This window comes from Micrococcus sp. KRD012 (assembly GCF_017168555.1).
GTDB lineage: Bacteria > Actinomycetota > Actinomycetes > Actinomycetales > Micrococcaceae > Micrococcus > Micrococcus luteus.
In genome coordinates this window covers 19,836-34,553 of record NZ_JABFBB010000019.1, presented here as the reverse complement: position 1 = coordinate 34,553, position 14,718 = coordinate 19,836, and the positions used below count along the sequence as shown (strand labels likewise).

The 14,718-nt window shown below is 76.0% G+C and carries 13 protein-coding genes; 9 read left to right on the top strand and 4 right to left on the bottom strand.

Annotated features, from left to right (window positions below; genetic code table 11):
* Positions 1-30 precede the first annotated feature (30 nt).
* From J1M37_RS07895 to holA, 4 genes are all read left to right on the top strand, one after another.
* Positions 31-1,005, top strand: a complete 975-nt coding sequence (locus J1M37_RS07895) for a DegV family protein (RefSeq protein WP_049146789.1) — start codon at positions 31-33, stop codon at positions 1,003-1,005.
* Positions 1,006-1,134: 129 nt separating this feature from the next.
* On the top strand, positions 1,135-1,992 hold the full coding sequence (locus J1M37_RS07890; protein ID WP_206452424.1) for a ComEA family DNA-binding protein: 858 nt from the start codon (positions 1,135-1,137) through the stop codon (positions 1,990-1,992).
* A 29-nt stretch (positions 1,993-2,021) separates the two neighbouring features.
* Entirely contained in the window at positions 2,022-4,589 is a 2,568-nt protein-coding gene (locus tag J1M37_RS07885; protein WP_098092680.1) for a ComEC/Rec2 family competence protein, read from the top strand.
* A gap of 10 nt (positions 4,590-4,599) precedes the next feature.
* Positions 4,600-5,619, top strand: a complete 1,020-nt coding sequence (gene holA, locus J1M37_RS07880) for a DNA polymerase III subunit delta (protein ID WP_049146780.1) — start codon at positions 4,600-4,602, stop codon at positions 5,617-5,619.
* A gap of 101 nt (positions 5,620-5,720) precedes the next feature.
* Here the strand turns inward: holA and rpsT are convergent, their stop codons facing one another.
* Both rpsT and J1M37_RS07870 read right to left on the bottom strand, forming a co-directional pair.
* Complete coding sequence (gene rpsT / locus J1M37_RS07875) at positions 5,721-5,987, bottom strand: 30S ribosomal protein S20 (protein WP_002854699.1); 267 nt, start codon at positions 5,985-5,987, stop codon at positions 5,721-5,723.
* A gap of 195 nt (positions 5,988-6,182) precedes the next feature.
* Positions 6,183-6,845: a type II toxin-antitoxin system PemK/MazF family toxin gene (locus J1M37_RS07870; protein ID WP_060973718.1), complete on the bottom strand. Its 663-nt coding sequence runs from the start codon at positions 6,843-6,845 to the stop codon at positions 6,183-6,185.
* Positions 6,846-6,956: 111 nt separating this feature from the next.
* Between J1M37_RS07870 and lepA the strand changes: the two genes are divergently transcribed.
* Both lepA and hemW read left to right on the top strand, forming a co-directional pair.
* The gene (gene lepA, locus J1M37_RS07865) at positions 6,957-8,816 is read left to right on the top strand and encodes a translation elongation factor 4 (protein ID WP_044659803.1); all 1,860 of its coding nucleotides are present in this window, start codon (positions 6,957-6,959) and stop codon (positions 8,814-8,816) included.
* A complete protein-coding gene (hemW, locus tag J1M37_RS07860) occupies positions 8,817-10,097 on the top strand; it encodes a radical SAM family heme chaperone HemW (RefSeq protein ID WP_206452423.1) in 1,281 nt (426 codons plus the stop codon).
* Positions 10,098-10,112: 15 nt separating this feature from the next.
* Here the strand turns inward: hemW and J1M37_RS11545 are convergent, their stop codons facing one another.
* Both J1M37_RS11545 and J1M37_RS07850 read right to left on the bottom strand, forming a co-directional pair.
* Positions 10,113-10,532 (bottom strand): DUF4870 domain-containing protein, encoded by a 420-nt coding sequence (locus tag J1M37_RS11545; RefSeq protein ID WP_002854682.1) that lies wholly within the window; start codon positions 10,530-10,532, stop codon positions 10,113-10,115.
* A 79-nt stretch (positions 10,533-10,611) separates the two neighbouring features.
* Entirely contained in the window at positions 10,612-11,478 is an 867-nt protein-coding gene (locus J1M37_RS07850) for a DUF3097 family protein (RefSeq protein WP_206452429.1), read from the bottom strand.
* 184 nt (positions 11,479-11,662) lie between these two features.
* Between J1M37_RS07850 and hrcA the strand changes: the two genes are divergently transcribed.
* From hrcA to J1M37_RS07835, 3 genes are all read left to right on the top strand, one after another.
* A complete protein-coding gene (gene hrcA / locus J1M37_RS07845) occupies positions 11,663-12,676 on the top strand; it encodes a heat-inducible transcriptional repressor HrcA (protein ID WP_036317200.1) in 1,014 nt (337 codons plus the stop codon).
* A 75-nt stretch (positions 12,677-12,751) separates the two neighbouring features.
* A complete protein-coding gene (gene dnaJ, locus J1M37_RS07840) occupies positions 12,752-13,885 on the top strand; it encodes a molecular chaperone DnaJ (RefSeq protein ID WP_036380884.1) in 1,134 nt (377 codons plus the stop codon).
* The gene (locus J1M37_RS07835) at positions 13,882-14,643 is read left to right on the top strand and encodes a 16S rRNA (uracil(1498)-N(3))-methyltransferase (protein WP_136939983.1); all 762 of its coding nucleotides are present in this window, start codon (positions 13,882-13,884) and stop codon (positions 14,641-14,643) included. The genes dnaJ and J1M37_RS07835 overlap by 4 nt, the downstream gene beginning before the upstream one ends.
* Positions 14,644-14,718 lie beyond the last annotated feature (75 nt).

Below are 14,718 nucleotides of genomic sequence, written 5' to 3'. Positions count from 1 at the left end.
CCGACCGGGCCGGGGGAGAGGAGGCAGGCCGTGGCGAGCATCGAGCAGTGGCGCGACGACGCGCTCGTCCGCCTGCGCTCCCGCCGCTCCCAGCTGGCCGGGCGGGCACGCTACGGGCTGCGCCCGCCCCGCCGGGACCGCACGGCCGTCGTCACGGACTCGGCCGCGGCCCTGCCCAGCGCCGTCCTCGGACACGGTCTGGCCGCCGGGATCCGCCAGGTGGCGCTGCCCGTCATGGTGGGCGAGCAGATCCACACGGAGGGCACGGACGAGCTCGCGCTGGAGCTGCCGCTGGCCCTGGCCGCCGGCACCCCGGTGCGCACCTCGCGGCCCTCGCCGGGTGCGTTCCGGACGGCCTACGCCGAGCTGGCCCGCGCCGGCTACGCACGCATCCTCTCCGTCCACCTCTCCGGCGAGCTCTCCGGCACCGTGGAGGCCGCGCGCGTGGCCGCCGCGGACGCCGAGCGCCCGGTGACCGTGGTGGACTCGCGCACCGTGGGCTTCGCGCTGGGCATGGCCGTGGTGGACGCCGCCGTGGACGCGGGGGTGGGCATGCCCGTGGCCCGCATCCGCGAGCGGCTCGAGGCCACCGTGGACTCCAGCCATGTGCTGTTCACGGTGCCCAGCCTCGAGCAGCTGCGCCGGGGCGGGCGGATCAGCGGGCTCGCCTCGCTGCTGGGCACGCTGCTGCAGGTGCGCCCCGTCATGGCCGTCGACGACGGCGCGATCGGCCTGGTCGACCGCCCGCGCTCCGCGGCCCGGGCCGTCGACCGGCTCGTGGAGCTCGCGACCGAGCGGGCCGGCGGGGACCCGGTGCGGATCGCCGTGCACGCGTACGGCGACCCCGAGACGGCCGGGCAGCTCGCGGAGCGGCTCCAGCCGATCTCCACCACCCCCGTGCCCGTCGTCGAGCTGCCCGCTGTGCTCGCCGCGCACCTGGGCCTGGGCGCGCTGGGTGTGGTGATCTGCCCGCTGGAATCGCCCACGGGGGGCTCGGGGGACTGAGGCCTCCCGTGCAGGCGAGCCGAGGAGACGGGCGCGTCCGTTCCTGCACACCGCCCCGGACCGCGGTGGTGATCCCCAGGCCGGGTGCGGGACGCGCCCGACTCGGCGACGGGGACGCAGACTGCCCGCATGAGCCCCAGCCACCGCCTCTGCGACGATCCGCCCGCGTTCACCCCGGACCCCGCGCCCGCGGCCGTCCCCGACGTCGACACAGCCGGCCCGCACGCCGCGTCCGGGTGGGAGCGCACCCCGCCCCGGGGCCCGGTGCTGCGGTGGCGGCCGGCCCTGCTGGCCGTCACCGTGCTGCTCGTCGCCGCGGCGGCCTGGTGGGCGGTGGCCTGGCTGACCACCCCGGCGCCGCCCGCGGCGATCCCGGCGGCCGCGGCCGGGGCAGGCATCCCGCAGACCGGCGCGCCCTCCGCCGCCCCGTCGGCGGCGGGCACCGACGCGCGGACGTCCGAGGCGGGGCCGTCGGGGGAGGCGCCCGAGCCCGCCGGGTCCGGCCCGCTGCGGGTGCACGTGGTGGGCGAGGTCGCCCGGCCGGGAGTGGTCAGCCTCGCGCCGGGCTCCCGGGTGGCCGACGCCGTGCGCGCGGCGGGCGGCCCGACCCGGGACGCCCGGGCGGAGCGCATCAACCTCGCGGCCCCGTTGGACGACGGCCAACAGGTCCTCGTCCCCTCCGCCCACACGCCGCAGGACGCCCTGGACCGGGTGGCCGGGGCCGCGCAGGCGCAGCCCACGCCGACCACGGGCGGGGCCGGTGCCGGAGGCGAGCCGGGCGGCGCCGAGCCCGGCGGCACCGTGGACCTGAACACCGCTGACGCCACGGAGCTGCAGACCCTGCCCGGCGTCGGCCCCGCCACGGCGGAGAAGATCATCGCCCACCGCGAGACGGTCGGCCCGTTCACCGGCCTGCCGGACCTGGACGCGGTGCCCGGCATCGGCCCGGCCACGCTCGACCGGCTGCGTGACCACGTCTCGTGGTGAGCCCGGTCCCGGGCCCGTCCAGCGATCCCATGGACCGCCGCGCCCGCCGCCGCGAGGTGCCCGGCCCGCTCGAGGCCCGGTGGGTGCCCGCCCTGCTCGCCTGCCTGACCCTCGGGATCCTCGGCGTCGGCTGGGACGCCCCGGCCCGCTCGGCGGCGGCCCTCACCGGGCTGGCCGTCGCCGCGGCCGCCGTCCTGGGCGCCGCCCGCTCGACCGGTCGGATACGGGGCGTGGCCACCGCGGCGGCGCTGGCCGGCGTGGCCGCGGCCCTGATGCTGCAGCACTCGGCCGGGCCGGCCGCCGCGGCCGAGGGCAGCGGCTGGACCGGCGCGGTGCACGCGGGCTCACCGCTGCGGCTCGAGCTGACCCTGGACGGGCCCGCCACCCTGAGCGAGGCGGCCTTCGGCCCGCGCTGGAGCGTGCCCGTGCGGGTCGAGACGTTCGGTCATCCGCCGCGGGCCCCCGAGGCGGCCGTGACGGCCCGACTCACGGGCGGGGGAGCACCGCCCGCGACGATCGCCGCGCCGTCGGACGGGACGGCGGCCCCCGGCGGCGGGCCGGGATCGCGGGTGTGCGTCGTGGCCCGGCCGTCGAGGTCCGGCTCCACCGTGTTCCTGGCCGCCGCGGCCGCCCCGCAGCCGGGACCCTGCCCCGGCGGGGTGGAGACGGCGGGCGGGGCCATCGACGGCGGCCCGGGCCCGCCGCGGCGGGAGGCGCTGCGCGCCGCATTCCGTCAGTCCGCGGAGGGCACGGTCGGCGCGGCGCCGGAGCTCATCCCGGGGCTGGTGCTGGGCGACCGCTCCGCCCAGGGGCCCGCCCTCGACGACGCCATGAAGGCCTCGGGCCTGTCGCACCTGTCTGCCGTGTCCGGGGCCAACGTGGCCATGATCCTCGGCGCGGTCGCGATCACCCTGCGCTGCGCGCGGGTGCACCGGGCGGTGGTCCTCAGCGCCGGGCTGGCGGTCCTCGGGGTGTTCGTGGTCGTCGTGGGACCGGAGCCGTCCGTGCTCCGGGCGGCCGTGATGGGCGCTCTCGGAGCCCTCGCGGTGTTCTTCGGCCGCGCGCGGCAGGCGTTCGGACTCCTGACGGTGGGCGGCACGGCCCTGCTCGTCGCGGTGCCGGCCCTCGCCGTGGAACCGGCCTTCCACCTCTCCCTGGCGGCGACCGCGGGCATCGTCCTGGGCGGCGCGCCCCTCGACCGTGCGCTGCACGCCGGGCTCGGCCGGGTGCTGCCCGACGTCGTGGCGCGGTGGCTCTCGGCGTCGCTCGCGGTGACCGTGGCCGCCCACCTGGCCTGTCAGCCGATCATCCTGGCCATGACGGGCGAGGTGTCGGCCTACGCGGTGCCGGCCAATCTGCTGGCCGCCCCGGCCGTGCCGCCCGTGACCGTCCTGGGCACCCTCGCCGCGGCCCTCGCCCTGCCCGCGCCGGGGATCGCCGCCGCCCTCGTGGCCGTGATCCAGTGGCCCGCGGCCTGGATCGGGTGGGTCGCCCACACCAGCGCCTCGCTGCCCGGGGCGCTGCGTCCGTGGCCGGCCGGGGCCCTCGGTGCCGGGCTGGGCGTCCTGCTGGTGGCCGCGACGCTCCTCGGATTCGCCGCCGTGCTCCTGCTCGAACGACGCCGGGCCGCCCCGGTGCGGCGTGTCGGCCGCAGCGCGCCGCGGACCCGCGAGCGCCTCCCCGCCCTGGTCGTGCTCGCCGCCGCGCTGGCCGCGGCCACCACGGGTGCGGTCGGGGCGGTCCTCGTGCCGCGGGCCTCGGGCGCGGCCCCGCCGGACTGGGCGGTGGCGTTCTGCGACGTCGGCCAGGGGGACATGGCCGTGTTCCGGTCCGGCCCGCACGCGGGGGTCGTCGTCGACGTCGGGCCCGAGCCGGGGCTCGCTCGTCGCTGCCTCGACGACCTCGACGTCGACCGGGTGGACGCCGTGCTGCTCACCCACCTGCACGCCGACCACGCCGGGGGACTGGCCGGCGTTGTCGACCGCGCCTCCCCCGGGGCGGTGCACTACGCGACCCGGGACGCACCGGGGCAGGGCAGGGGAGGGCGCGGCGGGGAGGCGGAGGGCGTCGACCCGCCCGCCGACGCGGCACGGCTCCGCACCGGCGCGACGGGCACGGCCGGGCCGGTGCGGTGGCACGTGCTGCTCGCCGACGCGCGGGCCCCCGAGGAGAACGACGCCTCCGCCCAGGTGCTGGTCACCGTCGAGAGCGGGGCCGGTCCGGTCACGACGCTGGTCACCGGCGACATGGAGGAGGACGCCTCCGCGGCGTGGGTCGCGGGGCGCCGGTCCGATGCCGCCGCACCGCCGCACGTGGACGTGCTCAAGGTCGCCCACCACGGCGCGCGCAACGGTGGGACGGCCGTGCCGCGCGCCGTCGGCGCCCGCCTGCACGTGGTCTCCGTGGGCGCCGACAACCCGTACGGACACCCCCACCGGGCCACGGTGGACGCGCTCGGCCGCCTCGGGCCGGTGGCCCGCACGGACCTGCACGGCACGCTGGCCCTCACGGCTGCGGACGGCCCCGACCCCGACGGCGCGCCCGAGATCGCGGCTCACACCGTCCGCCCGCCCTCGAGCGTCCGCACCGGACCCTAGGATGGGACGCATGTCCGCCGCCCGCAGCCCCCGTTCCGGCCGAGCCGGCCGCACCGACCCGCTGGCCTGGCGGCGAGCCGAGCCCGCCCCGCTCATGCTCCTCAAGGGGCCCGAGGACCATGCCGCCCGCTGGGTGACGGACCGCGTGACCCAGGCTCTGCGCGAGCGCCACGGCCAGCTGGAGATCCACCGGCTCCGCGCGGGGGAGTACCAGCCCGGCCAGCTGGCCACCGCGGCCAGCCCGTCCCTCTTCGCCGAGCCCACCCTCATCACGGTCGAGGGCCTCGAGGCCATGAACGACGCGTTCCTCGAGGACGCCCTGCGCCTCGTCCAGCAGGGCCCGGGCGCGGAGGACGTCACGCTCGTGCTGCGCCACACCGGCGGCAACCGCGGCAAGAAGCTGCTGGACGCCGTCGCCCAGGCCGGCACGGTGGTCGAATGCGTGCCGCTGAAGAAGGACGAGGAGCGGCTGGCCTTCGTGCAGGCCGAGTTCCGCGACCGGCGTCGACGCATCGACGAGGAGGCGGCCCGCGCGCTCATCCGCGCCACCGGCGCCTCGCTCACGGAGCTCGCGGCCGCGTGCGCCCAGCTCGTCGACGACACCGAGGGCGTCGTCACCGTCGAGACCGTGGACACCTACTACAGCGGCCGCGTGGAGGCCACGAGCTTCGCGGTGGCCGACGCGGCGCTCGAGGGGCAGGCGGCGAGGGCCGTGTCCCTCGTGCGGCACGCGATGGCCACCGGCGTGCACCCGGTGATGATCACCGCGGCGCTCGCGCTCAAGGCGCGGCAGGTGGCACGGATGATCGACGCCCGCCGGCCCGCCGCCGAGCTGCCGTCCCTGCTCGGGGTGGCCCCGTTCCAGGTGCGCTACATCCAGCAGGCGGCGCGGCACTGGACGGCGGCCGGCATCGCGCAGGCCGTGGAGTGGATCGCCCAGGCCGACGCCGAGGCCAAGGGCGCCTCCCGCAACCCGGAGTTCGCCGTCGAGCGCGCGGTCATCCGCGTGGCCACCGCCGTCAGCCGCTGACGGCGCCGCCGGACGGCACGCGACGGGGGCTGCCCGGACACGACGCGGCCCCCGCACCGATCGCTCGGGGCGGGGGCCGCGGTCACAGCCGGGGGCGTGGATCAGCCGAGGAGGGCCTTCACGCGGGCGGCGATGCCGGACTTGCGGTTCGCGGCCTGGTTCTTGTGGATGACGCCCTTCGAAGCGGCCTTGTCCAGCTTGCGGGAGGCGGTGCGCAGCGCGGCGGCGGCGGCCTCGGCCTCGCCGGCGGCGACGGCCTTGTCCACGGCGCGGATGGCGGTCTTCAGCTCGGACTTCACCGCGACGTTGCGCTGGCGCGCCTTCTCGTTGGTGAGGATGCGCTTCTTCTGGGACTTGATGTTAGCCAAATCGGGTCCTTCGTCGTCGGCGGCGCGGACGAGGGTCCGGGCGCCGCATGAACAGGGGGTCGTGGAGGGTGCCCGGATCCGTGGACTGAGCGGCGTGGGGAACACCGATGATGACCCGTTCCGGGGGTGCCCGTCGACCGGCGGACACAATGCGGACGATCCTACCACCCAGACCCTGCGATCCGCGCGGCGGACTCAGCGCCCCCGCCGCCGGGCGCGGGCCAGCGCGGCCGTGACCCGGTCGAAGGCCGCCCGGTCCAGGACGCCGCCCTCCCGGCGCACCGCGGCCGGATCCACGCGGACCACCCGGTCCAGCTTCGCCTCCGAGGCGCGGCCGGACCGGTCCCAGGCGCCCGCGCCCACGTCCACGTAGTCCTCGTCCCGGGCCAGGGCGTTGTTCCGGTCCCGGCTGGTCAGCATGAGCCCGAGCAGGTGCGCCCCGTCCCGGCCGATCAGGAGCACGGGGCGGTCCTTGCCCCGGCCGTCCATCTCCTCGTACGGCACCCAGGTCCACACGACCTCGCCCGGCCCGGCCGTCGGCCCGGGCACGGGCGCGTACTCGACGCGGACGGTCCCGGTGAAGTCCGGCAGGGACGCGTGGCGGCCGGTGTCCTGTCGCCGGGGCCGGCGCTCCTGCCCGGGCCCGGGCATCGGCCACGAGTCGGTGGGCTCCGTGGGGTCCCACGCGGGCCCGGGAGGCCCGGGCGGGCCCGGGAAGGGTGACGGGCCGCTCCGGTCGCCGGCCCGTCGACCGGCCTCGGAGGCGGCTCGACGCGGCCGGGCGTCGTCGCGGAGGGTGCCGATCAGGCGTGCCGTCCGGCGGCCGAGGGACAGGGCGCGATGCAGGTCGAAGGCCATGGGCGTGAATCTAGTGGACGCGCGGGCCCGGCGTCCGGGTCGGGTCGGCGGCGGGACATGAGAGACTAGGCGGTCAGAGTCCCGTCCCCGTCACCCGTAGAGGAAGTGCCCGTGTCGCCCCTGGCGTCGAACCCCCCGGTGCCCGCTGCCACCGACCCCTCGGTGATCCGCAACTTCTGCATCATCGCCCACATCGACCACGGCAAGTCCACGCTGGCGGACCGCATGCTGCAGGCCACCGGCGTCGTGCAGCCCCGCGACATGAAGGCCCAGTACCTGGACCGCATGGACATCGAGCGTGAGCGCGGCATCACCATCAAGTCCCAGGCCGTGCGCATGCCCTGGTCCGTGGACGGGGTGGACTACGCCCTGAACATGATCGACACCCCCGGGCACGTGGACTTCACCTACGAGGTCTCCCGCTCGCTGGCCGCGTGTGAGGGCGCGATCCTGCTGGTGGACGCCGCCCAGGGCATCGAGGCCCAGACCCTGGCGAACCTCTACCTCGCCATGGAGCACGAGCTGGAGATCATCCCCGTGCTCAACAAGATCGACCTGCCCGCCGCGGATCCGGACCGCTACGCGGCCGAGCTGGCCTCCCTGATCGGCTGCGAGCCCGAGGACGTGCTGCGCGTCTCCGGCAAGACGGGCGTCGGCGTCGAGGAGCTGCTGGACCGCGTGGTCCGCGCCGTCCCCGGCCCGGAGGGGGACGCGGACGCCCCGGCCCGCGCGATGATCTTCGACTCCGTGTACGACACCTACCGGGGCGTCGTCACGTACGTGCGCGTCGTGGACGGCCGGCTCTCCCCGCGGGAGAAGGTCCGCATGATGTCCACGGGCACCACCTACGAGCTCCTCGAGATCGGCGTCTCCTCCCCGGAGCCCGTGCCCACCAAGGGCCTGGCCGCGGGCGAGGTGGGCTACCTCATCACCGGCGTGAAGGACGTGCGTCAGTCCAAGGTGGGCGACACGGTCACCAACCACGCCCACCCGGCGGAGCAGTCCCTGGGTGGCTACGAGGACCCCAAGCCCATGGTGTTCTCGGGTCTGTACCCCATCGACGGCTCGGACTATCCCGTGCTGCGTGACGCCCTGGACAAGCTCAAGCTCAACGACGCCGCGCTCGTCTACGAGCCGGAGACCTCGGTCGCGCTGGGCTTCGGCTTCCGCGTCGGCTTCCTCGGTCTGCTGCATCTGGAGATCGTGCGCGAGCGCCTCGAGCGCGAGTTCGACCTCGACCTCATCTCCACCGCGCCCAACGTGGTCTACGAGGTCACCCGGGAGGACCGTGAGGTCGTCACCGTGACCAACCCCTCCGAGTTCCCCGAGGGCAAGATCCTCGAGGTGCGCGAGCCCATGGCCTCGGCCACGATCATCGTGCCGGCCGAGTTCATCGGCGCCGTCATGGAGCTGTGCCAGGCCAAGCGCGGCAATCTCAAGGGCATGGACTACCTCTCCGAGGAACGCGTGGAGATCCGCTACTGGATCCCGCTGGCCGAGATCGTGTTCGACTTCTTCGACCAGCTCAAGTCCCGCACCAAGGGGTACGCCTCGCTGGACTGGAAGGCCGACGGCGACCAGGTCGCCGACCTCGTCAAGGTGGACATCCTGCTCCAGGGCGAACAGGTGGACGCGTTCTCCTCGATCACCCACAGGGACAACGCCTACGCGTACGGCGTGATGATGACGGGCAAGCTCAAGGAGCTGATCCCGCGCCAGCAGTACGAGGTGCCGATCCAGGCCGCCATCGGCTCGCGCATCATCGCCCGCGAGAACATCCGCGCGATCCGCAAGGACGTGCTCTCCAAGTGCTACGGCGGCGACATCTCCCGCAAGCGCAAGCTGCTCGAGAAGCAGAAGGAGGGCAAGAAGCGCATGAAGATGGTCGGCCGGGTGGAGGTCCCGCAGGAGGCCTTCATCGCCGCCCTGTCCTCGGACGGCGCCGGCGCCGACCAGGCGGCGAAGAAGTAAGTGCCCGCCCTGCCCCTCGGCGAGCCCGTCCCCGACGACGGCCGGCTGCCGGCCGACGTCGGGCAGCGGGTGCGCGCGGCCGCCCGCGACGGCGCGGCGCGCACCTTCAGCCTGTACGTCCACGTGCCGTTCTGCACGGTGCGCTGCGGCTACTGCGACTTCAACACGTACACGGCCGTCGACCTCGGCCCCGGCGCGGGTCGCGGCGACTACTGGGAGTCGGCGGTCGCGGAGCTGGACTTCGCCGCGGACGTGCTCGCGTCCTCGGACGTGCCCGCCCGCCCGCTGCACACGGTGTTCTTCGGCGGCGGCACGCCCACGCTCCTGCCGGCCGCGGACCTCGTGCGCATCCTCCAGGCGGCGGTGGACCGGTTCGGGATCGCGCCCGGCGCGGAGGTCACCACCGAGGCCAACCCGGACACCATCACTCCGGAGTACGCCCGTGAGCTCGCGGCCGGCGGCTTCACCCGCCTCTCCCTGGGCATGCAGTCCGCGGTGCCGCACGTGCTCGCCACGCTCGAGCGCACCCATCGGCCCGAGTCCGTCCCCGCCGCCGTCGCCGCGGCCCGCGAGGCCGGCCTGGAGGTGTCCCTGGACCTGATCTACGGGACCGCGGGAGAGTCCCTCGCCGACTGGCGGGCCACGCTCGAGGCCGCCGTCGCCCTGGCCCCGGACCACGTGAGCGCGTACTCGCTGATCGTGGAGGAGGGCACCAAGCTCGGGGCCCAGGTGGCCCGCGGCGAGGTGGCGGACGTGGACCCCGACGACCAGGCGGACAAGTACCTGCTCGCCGAGGAGCTGCTCGGCGCCGCCGGCTACCGCTGGTACGAGGTGTCCAACTGGGCGCGCGACCCGCAGGGCTCCGGGGTCCACCGCGCGCGGCACAACGTGGCGTACTGGGAGGACCAGGACTGGTGGGGGATCGGCCCGGGAGCGCACTCGCACCTCGCCGGCGTCCGGTTCTGGAACGCCAAGCACCCCGCCGCCTACGCGCAACGGCTGGCCACGGGGGTCACCCCCGCCGTCGGCCGCGAGCGGCCCGACGCCGACGCGCGGCGACTCGAGCGCATCATGCTCGCGGTGCGCACGGTGGACGGGCTCCCGACCGCGGAGCTCGTCTCGGAGACGCCGGGGGAGGCCGCGCGGATCCGCGGGGCGATCGCCGAACTCATCGCCGCGGGCCTGCTGGACGGGCGTGCCGCCGTCGACGGGCGCATCATCCCCACGCTCGAGGGGCGGCTGCGCAACGACGCGATCGTCCGGGCGCTGGCCGGCTTCTGACCGGCCGGCCCCGGGTCAGCGCAGGATGCGCAGGTTGAACGGGTACCGGAACGGACGGCCCTTGGACACGTGCGAGGCGCCCATCACGCCGTAGACCGCCATGGCGGCCCACGTGAGCGCGCCGAGGATCGCGAAGATCGGGCCGACCACCGGCAGCAGGGACAGGAAGAAGAACAGGAGCGTGATGAGCGTGGGCGGCCCGGAGAAGTTCAGGGCCTCGCGCGACTCCTGCGAGGTGAACGGGCCGCGGTCGCGGTAGAGCAGCCACACGACCAGCGGGCCGAGCACGCCGAACGCCAGACTGAGGTGGGCCAGCGCCGCGCGGTCACGGTCCTGCTTCGCCGTGAGCGGGGCGCCGCGGCCGCCGGCCGAGACGAGCCAGGCGGGCGGGCCGTGGCCGGTGCGGCCGGCGTCGGGCTGCGCGCGGGTGTTCACGAGGGGCTCCTCCTGGATCGCGGGACCCGCGCGCCGGGGACCGGGCGCAGGGCATGGGCCAGCATAGCGCGCGCCGAGATCAGTGCTCGGGTGCGGCGGTGAGGAAGTCGATGAGCTCCTCCACGCGGCCCAGCAGGGACGGCTCGAGGTCCGCGTACGTGGTGACGTGGGAGAGCAGCCGCTTCCACCCCAGCCCCGTGGCCTCCTTGCTCCCGTGCGGCCAGCCCAGTCCCCGCAGGATCCCCGTCTTCCAGTCCTGCCCCTTCGGCACGACGGGCCACGCGGGGATGCCGAGGACGGAGGGCTTGATGACCTGCCAGACGTCCACGTAGGGGTGACCGAGGATGAGCACGTTGCCCGCGGCCCCCGGCACGCGCATGGCCTCGGCCGCGAGGCGCTCCTCCTTGGACCCGGTGACGAGATGGTCCACGAGGATCCCGAGCCGGCGCCGCGGACCGGGGGCGAACGCACGGATCGCCCCGGCGAGGTCGTCCACGCCGTGCAGGGGCTCCACGACGATGCCCTCGAGGCGCAGGTCCTCGCCCCACACCTTCTCCACCAGCTCGGCGTCGTGCACGCCCTCCACCCAGATGCGAGAGGCGCGGGCGGTGCGGGCCCGCGCCCCCTCGACCCGTCGCGAGCCGGAGGCGGTGCGGGCCGGCGCCGCCGGGGCCGCGGCGGTCGGGGGGACCAGGGTCACGGGCTCGCCGTCGATCCAGAAGCCGCCGCCGAGGGGGAAGCCGCGGCGCACGCCGCGGCGGTCCTCCAGGACCACCACGTGCACGCCGCCGGAGCGCTCGATGCCGATCACGGCCCCGGTGAACCCGGAGGCCACGTCCTCGACCACCGTGCCGGGGGTGGCGGGCACATCGGGGACGGTCCGGGCGCATCGGGGACGGTCCGGGCGGGGCGGCGCGTCAGGTCGTCGTGGCCCGCGGGGCCCCAGCTGCTCCAGTCCATGGGAGAGCACGGTAGCAACGGGGGCGGGCGATCACCGTGAGCGAAGCCGTGCGGGCCGGTCGGGTCGTCCCCCGGGTCGGACGGTAGCATTGGCACTTGACCCGCCGGAGTGCCAGCCAGGGGCACCTCCGGGGTCGCCCCGGATCCCGACGGACCAGAGGAGGACCGAGATGTCGGAGCAGCCCCGCCGCCTGCAGGTGCTCCAGGCGATCGTGGAGGACTACGTGGCGCTGCGCGAGCCCGTGGGCTCCAAGGCGCTCGTGGAACGGCACGCCCTGGGCGTGTCCTCCGCGACCGTGCGCAACGACATGGCTGCGCTCGAGGAGGAGGGCCTCATCGTGGCCCCGCACACCTCCGCCGGGCGCGTCCCCACGGACAAGGGCTACCGCGTGTTCGTCGACCGCCTCTCCGAGGTGAAGCCGCTGTCCCCGGCCGAGCGCCGGGCCGTGCGGACCCTGCTGGACCCGGAGACGGACACCGAGCACATGATGGAGTCCACGGTGCGCCTCCTGGCCCAGCTGACCCAGCAGGTCGCCGTCGCGCAGTTCCCCCACGAGGACGGCTCCACGATCCGCCACCTCGAACTGGTCTCCCTCGCGCCCACGCGCGTGCTCGTGGTCCTCATCCTGTCCACGGGGCGGGTGGACCAGCGGCACGCCGTGCTGGACCGTCCGGTCGACGAGGCGGAGCTGTCCGTGCTCCGCGGCCTCCTGCTGGACGCCCTGCTGGGGCTCGGTCCGGTGCAGGCGGCCACCGTGGTGGACGACGTCGTCACCCGGGTCCGCCCGGAGCACCGGCAGTCCGCCGCCCTCGTGGCCGCGGCCGTCCACGACCTGCTCGAGGCCGGCCGGCAGGACCGCATCGTGCTGGCCGGCACCGCCAACCTGGCCCGCTCCCCGGGGGACTTCGGCGCGTCCATCGGGCCGATCCTGGAGGCGCTCGAGGAGCAGGTGGTGCTGCTGCGCCTGCTCACGGAGATGGAGCAGGACGCCCACGGGGTGTCCGTGCGGATCGGCTCCGAGAACGCCGGATCGCTCGCGGACACCTCGGTGGTCGCGGCCGCCTACGGCCCCGGCGCCGTGGCGAAGGTCGGCGTCATCGGTCCGACCCGGATGGACTACCCGGGCACCATGGCCGCCGTCCGGGCGATCGCCCGCTATCTCTCCCGCATCCTGACCACCTGACGCGCCTCCGCGTGTCCTGGCGGGCCCCGTCCCGCATCGCCCCACGTCCCGCTCTCCCCGAGAGGAATCCCCACCGTGACCGACCACTACGAGACGCTCGGCGTCAGCCGTGACGCCAGCACCGAGGAGATCCGCCGCGCCTACCGCAAGCTCGCGCGCACCCACCACCCGGACGTCAACCCCGACCCGGAGGCGGCCGAGCAGTTCAAGCGCATCTCCCACGCCTACGAGGTGCTCTCGGACGAGGGCCGGCGCCGGGCCTACGACACGACGGGCAACGAGAACGGCCAGGCCGGCTTCCCGGGCGGCTTCGGCGGGGCGGGCGGCTTCGGGGGCTTCGCCGACATCTTCGAGACCTTCATGAACGCCGCCGGCCAGGGCGGCCGCGGCGGCCCCGCCAGCCGCGCCCGCCGCGGCCAGGACGCCCTGGTGACCGCGCGGATCGACCTGCGCGACGCCGTCTTCGGCGGCGAGCAGACGATCGAGCTGGACACGGCCGTGCGCTGCGATCGGTGCGAGGGCTCGTGCTGCGAGCCCGGCACCCAGCCGGAGACCTGCCAGACCTGCCACGGCCACGGCATGATCCAGCGCCCCGTGCGGTCGCTGCTGGGCACCGTCATGGCCACCGAGGCCTGCCCCGCCTGCCAGGGGTTCGGCACCGTCATCCCAACGCCCTGCCACGAGTGCGACGGGCAGGGCCGCGTCCGCACCCGGACGCCGCTGACCCTGCGCATCCCCGCGGGCGTGGACGACGGCACCCGCATCCACCTCGCCGGCCGCGGCGAGGCCGGCCCGGGCGGCGGCCCGAACGGGGACCTCTACGTGGAGATCGCGGTCCGCCCGGACGAGACCTTCCGCCGCGAGGGCGACCACCTGGCCACCACCGTGACCGTCCCCATGGCCGCCGCGGCCCTGGGCACCACCGTCACGCTGGACACCCTGGACGGCAAGCAGTCCGTCAGCCTGGACCCGGGCGTGCAGTCCGGCCACGTCGAGGTCCTCCACGGCCTGGGCGTCGGCCGCCTGCGCGGGCAGGGCCGCGGCGACCTCAAGGTGGACGTGGTGGTCACCACGCCCACCGACCTGGACGACGAGCAGCGCCAGCTCCTGGAGCGCCTGGCCGAGGTGCGCGGCGAGGAGGTCGTGCACGGCGCGCCCCAGGCCAAGGGCATGTTCGCCCGGCTGCGGGAGAACCTGAGGAACCTGTGACCGCCCCCCTGTTCCACCTCGAGCCGGGCGCCCTGGCCGGCGCGAGCGCGGGCGCGGAGGTCGTCTTCGGCGGTACCGAGGCCCGGCACGCCGCCGCGGCCATGCGCCTGGCCCCCGGGGAGGCCGTGCTCCTGGCCGACGGGTCGGGCACGCTCGGCCACGGCACCGTGCTCGCGGCCGCCCCGGACGCGGTGACCGTGCGGCTGGACACGGTGGCGGAGGAGCCGGCGCCCACCCCGGCGCTCGTGCTCGTCCAGGCCCTCGCCAAGGGCGACCGGGATCTCATGGCGGTCCAGGCCGCCGTCGAGCTCGGCGTGGACGCCGTGGTGCCCTGGGAGGCCGAGCGCTCGATCGTCCGCTGGAAGGGTCCCAAGGCCGCCAAGGCCCGCCAGAAGTGGGCGGACACGGCCCGCGCGGCCGCCAAGCAGGCGCGTCGCGCCCGGGTGCCCGCGGTCCGGGACCACGTCTCCGGGACGGCGGTCGCCGGGCTGGTCCGGGACGACGACGGCGGCCGGCTCGTCCTCGTGCTGCACGAGGACGCGGAGCACGGGGTGTCCGCGGTGCCCGCGGAGCGGCTCTCCGCGGCCGCCGAGATCGCCGTCGTCGTGGGCCCCGAGGGCGGGATCGGCCCGGCCGAGCTCGAGGCCTGCGTGGCCGCGGGGGCCGTGCCGGTGCGGCTCGGCCCGCACGTGCTGCGCGCCTCCACGGCCGGCCCCGCCGCCCTCGCCGTGCTCCAGCACCGGCTCGGCCGCTGGTGAGCCCCGGCAGGACGACGCGCCGACGCCTAGACTGGACGGGACGTCCCGCCCCCACGACCCCGAGGTGATCCGCCC

What these genes read in the sequence shown, in the direction of transcription:
- J1M37_RS07890 (WP_206452424.1), top strand. Translation starts at nt 1,135, where the DNA reads ATGAGCCCCAGCCACCGCCTCTGCGACGATCCGCCCGCGTTCACCCCG.
- J1M37_RS07885 (WP_098092680.1), top strand. Translation starts at nt 2,022, where the DNA reads ATGGACCGCCGCGCCCGCCGCCGCGAGGTGCCCGGCCCGCTCGAGGCC.
- holA (WP_049146780.1), top strand. Translation starts at nt 4,600, where the DNA reads ATGTCCGCCGCCCGCAGCCCCCGTTCCGGCCGAGCCGGCCGCACCGAC.
- J1M37_RS07870 (WP_060973718.1), bottom strand. Translation starts at nt 6,845, where the DNA reads ATGGCCTTCGACCTGCATCGCGCCCTGTCCCTCGGCCGCCGGACGGCA.
- hrcA (WP_036317200.1), top strand. Translation starts at nt 11,663, where the DNA reads ATGTCGGAGCAGCCCCGCCGCCTGCAGGTGCTCCAGGCGATCGTGGAG.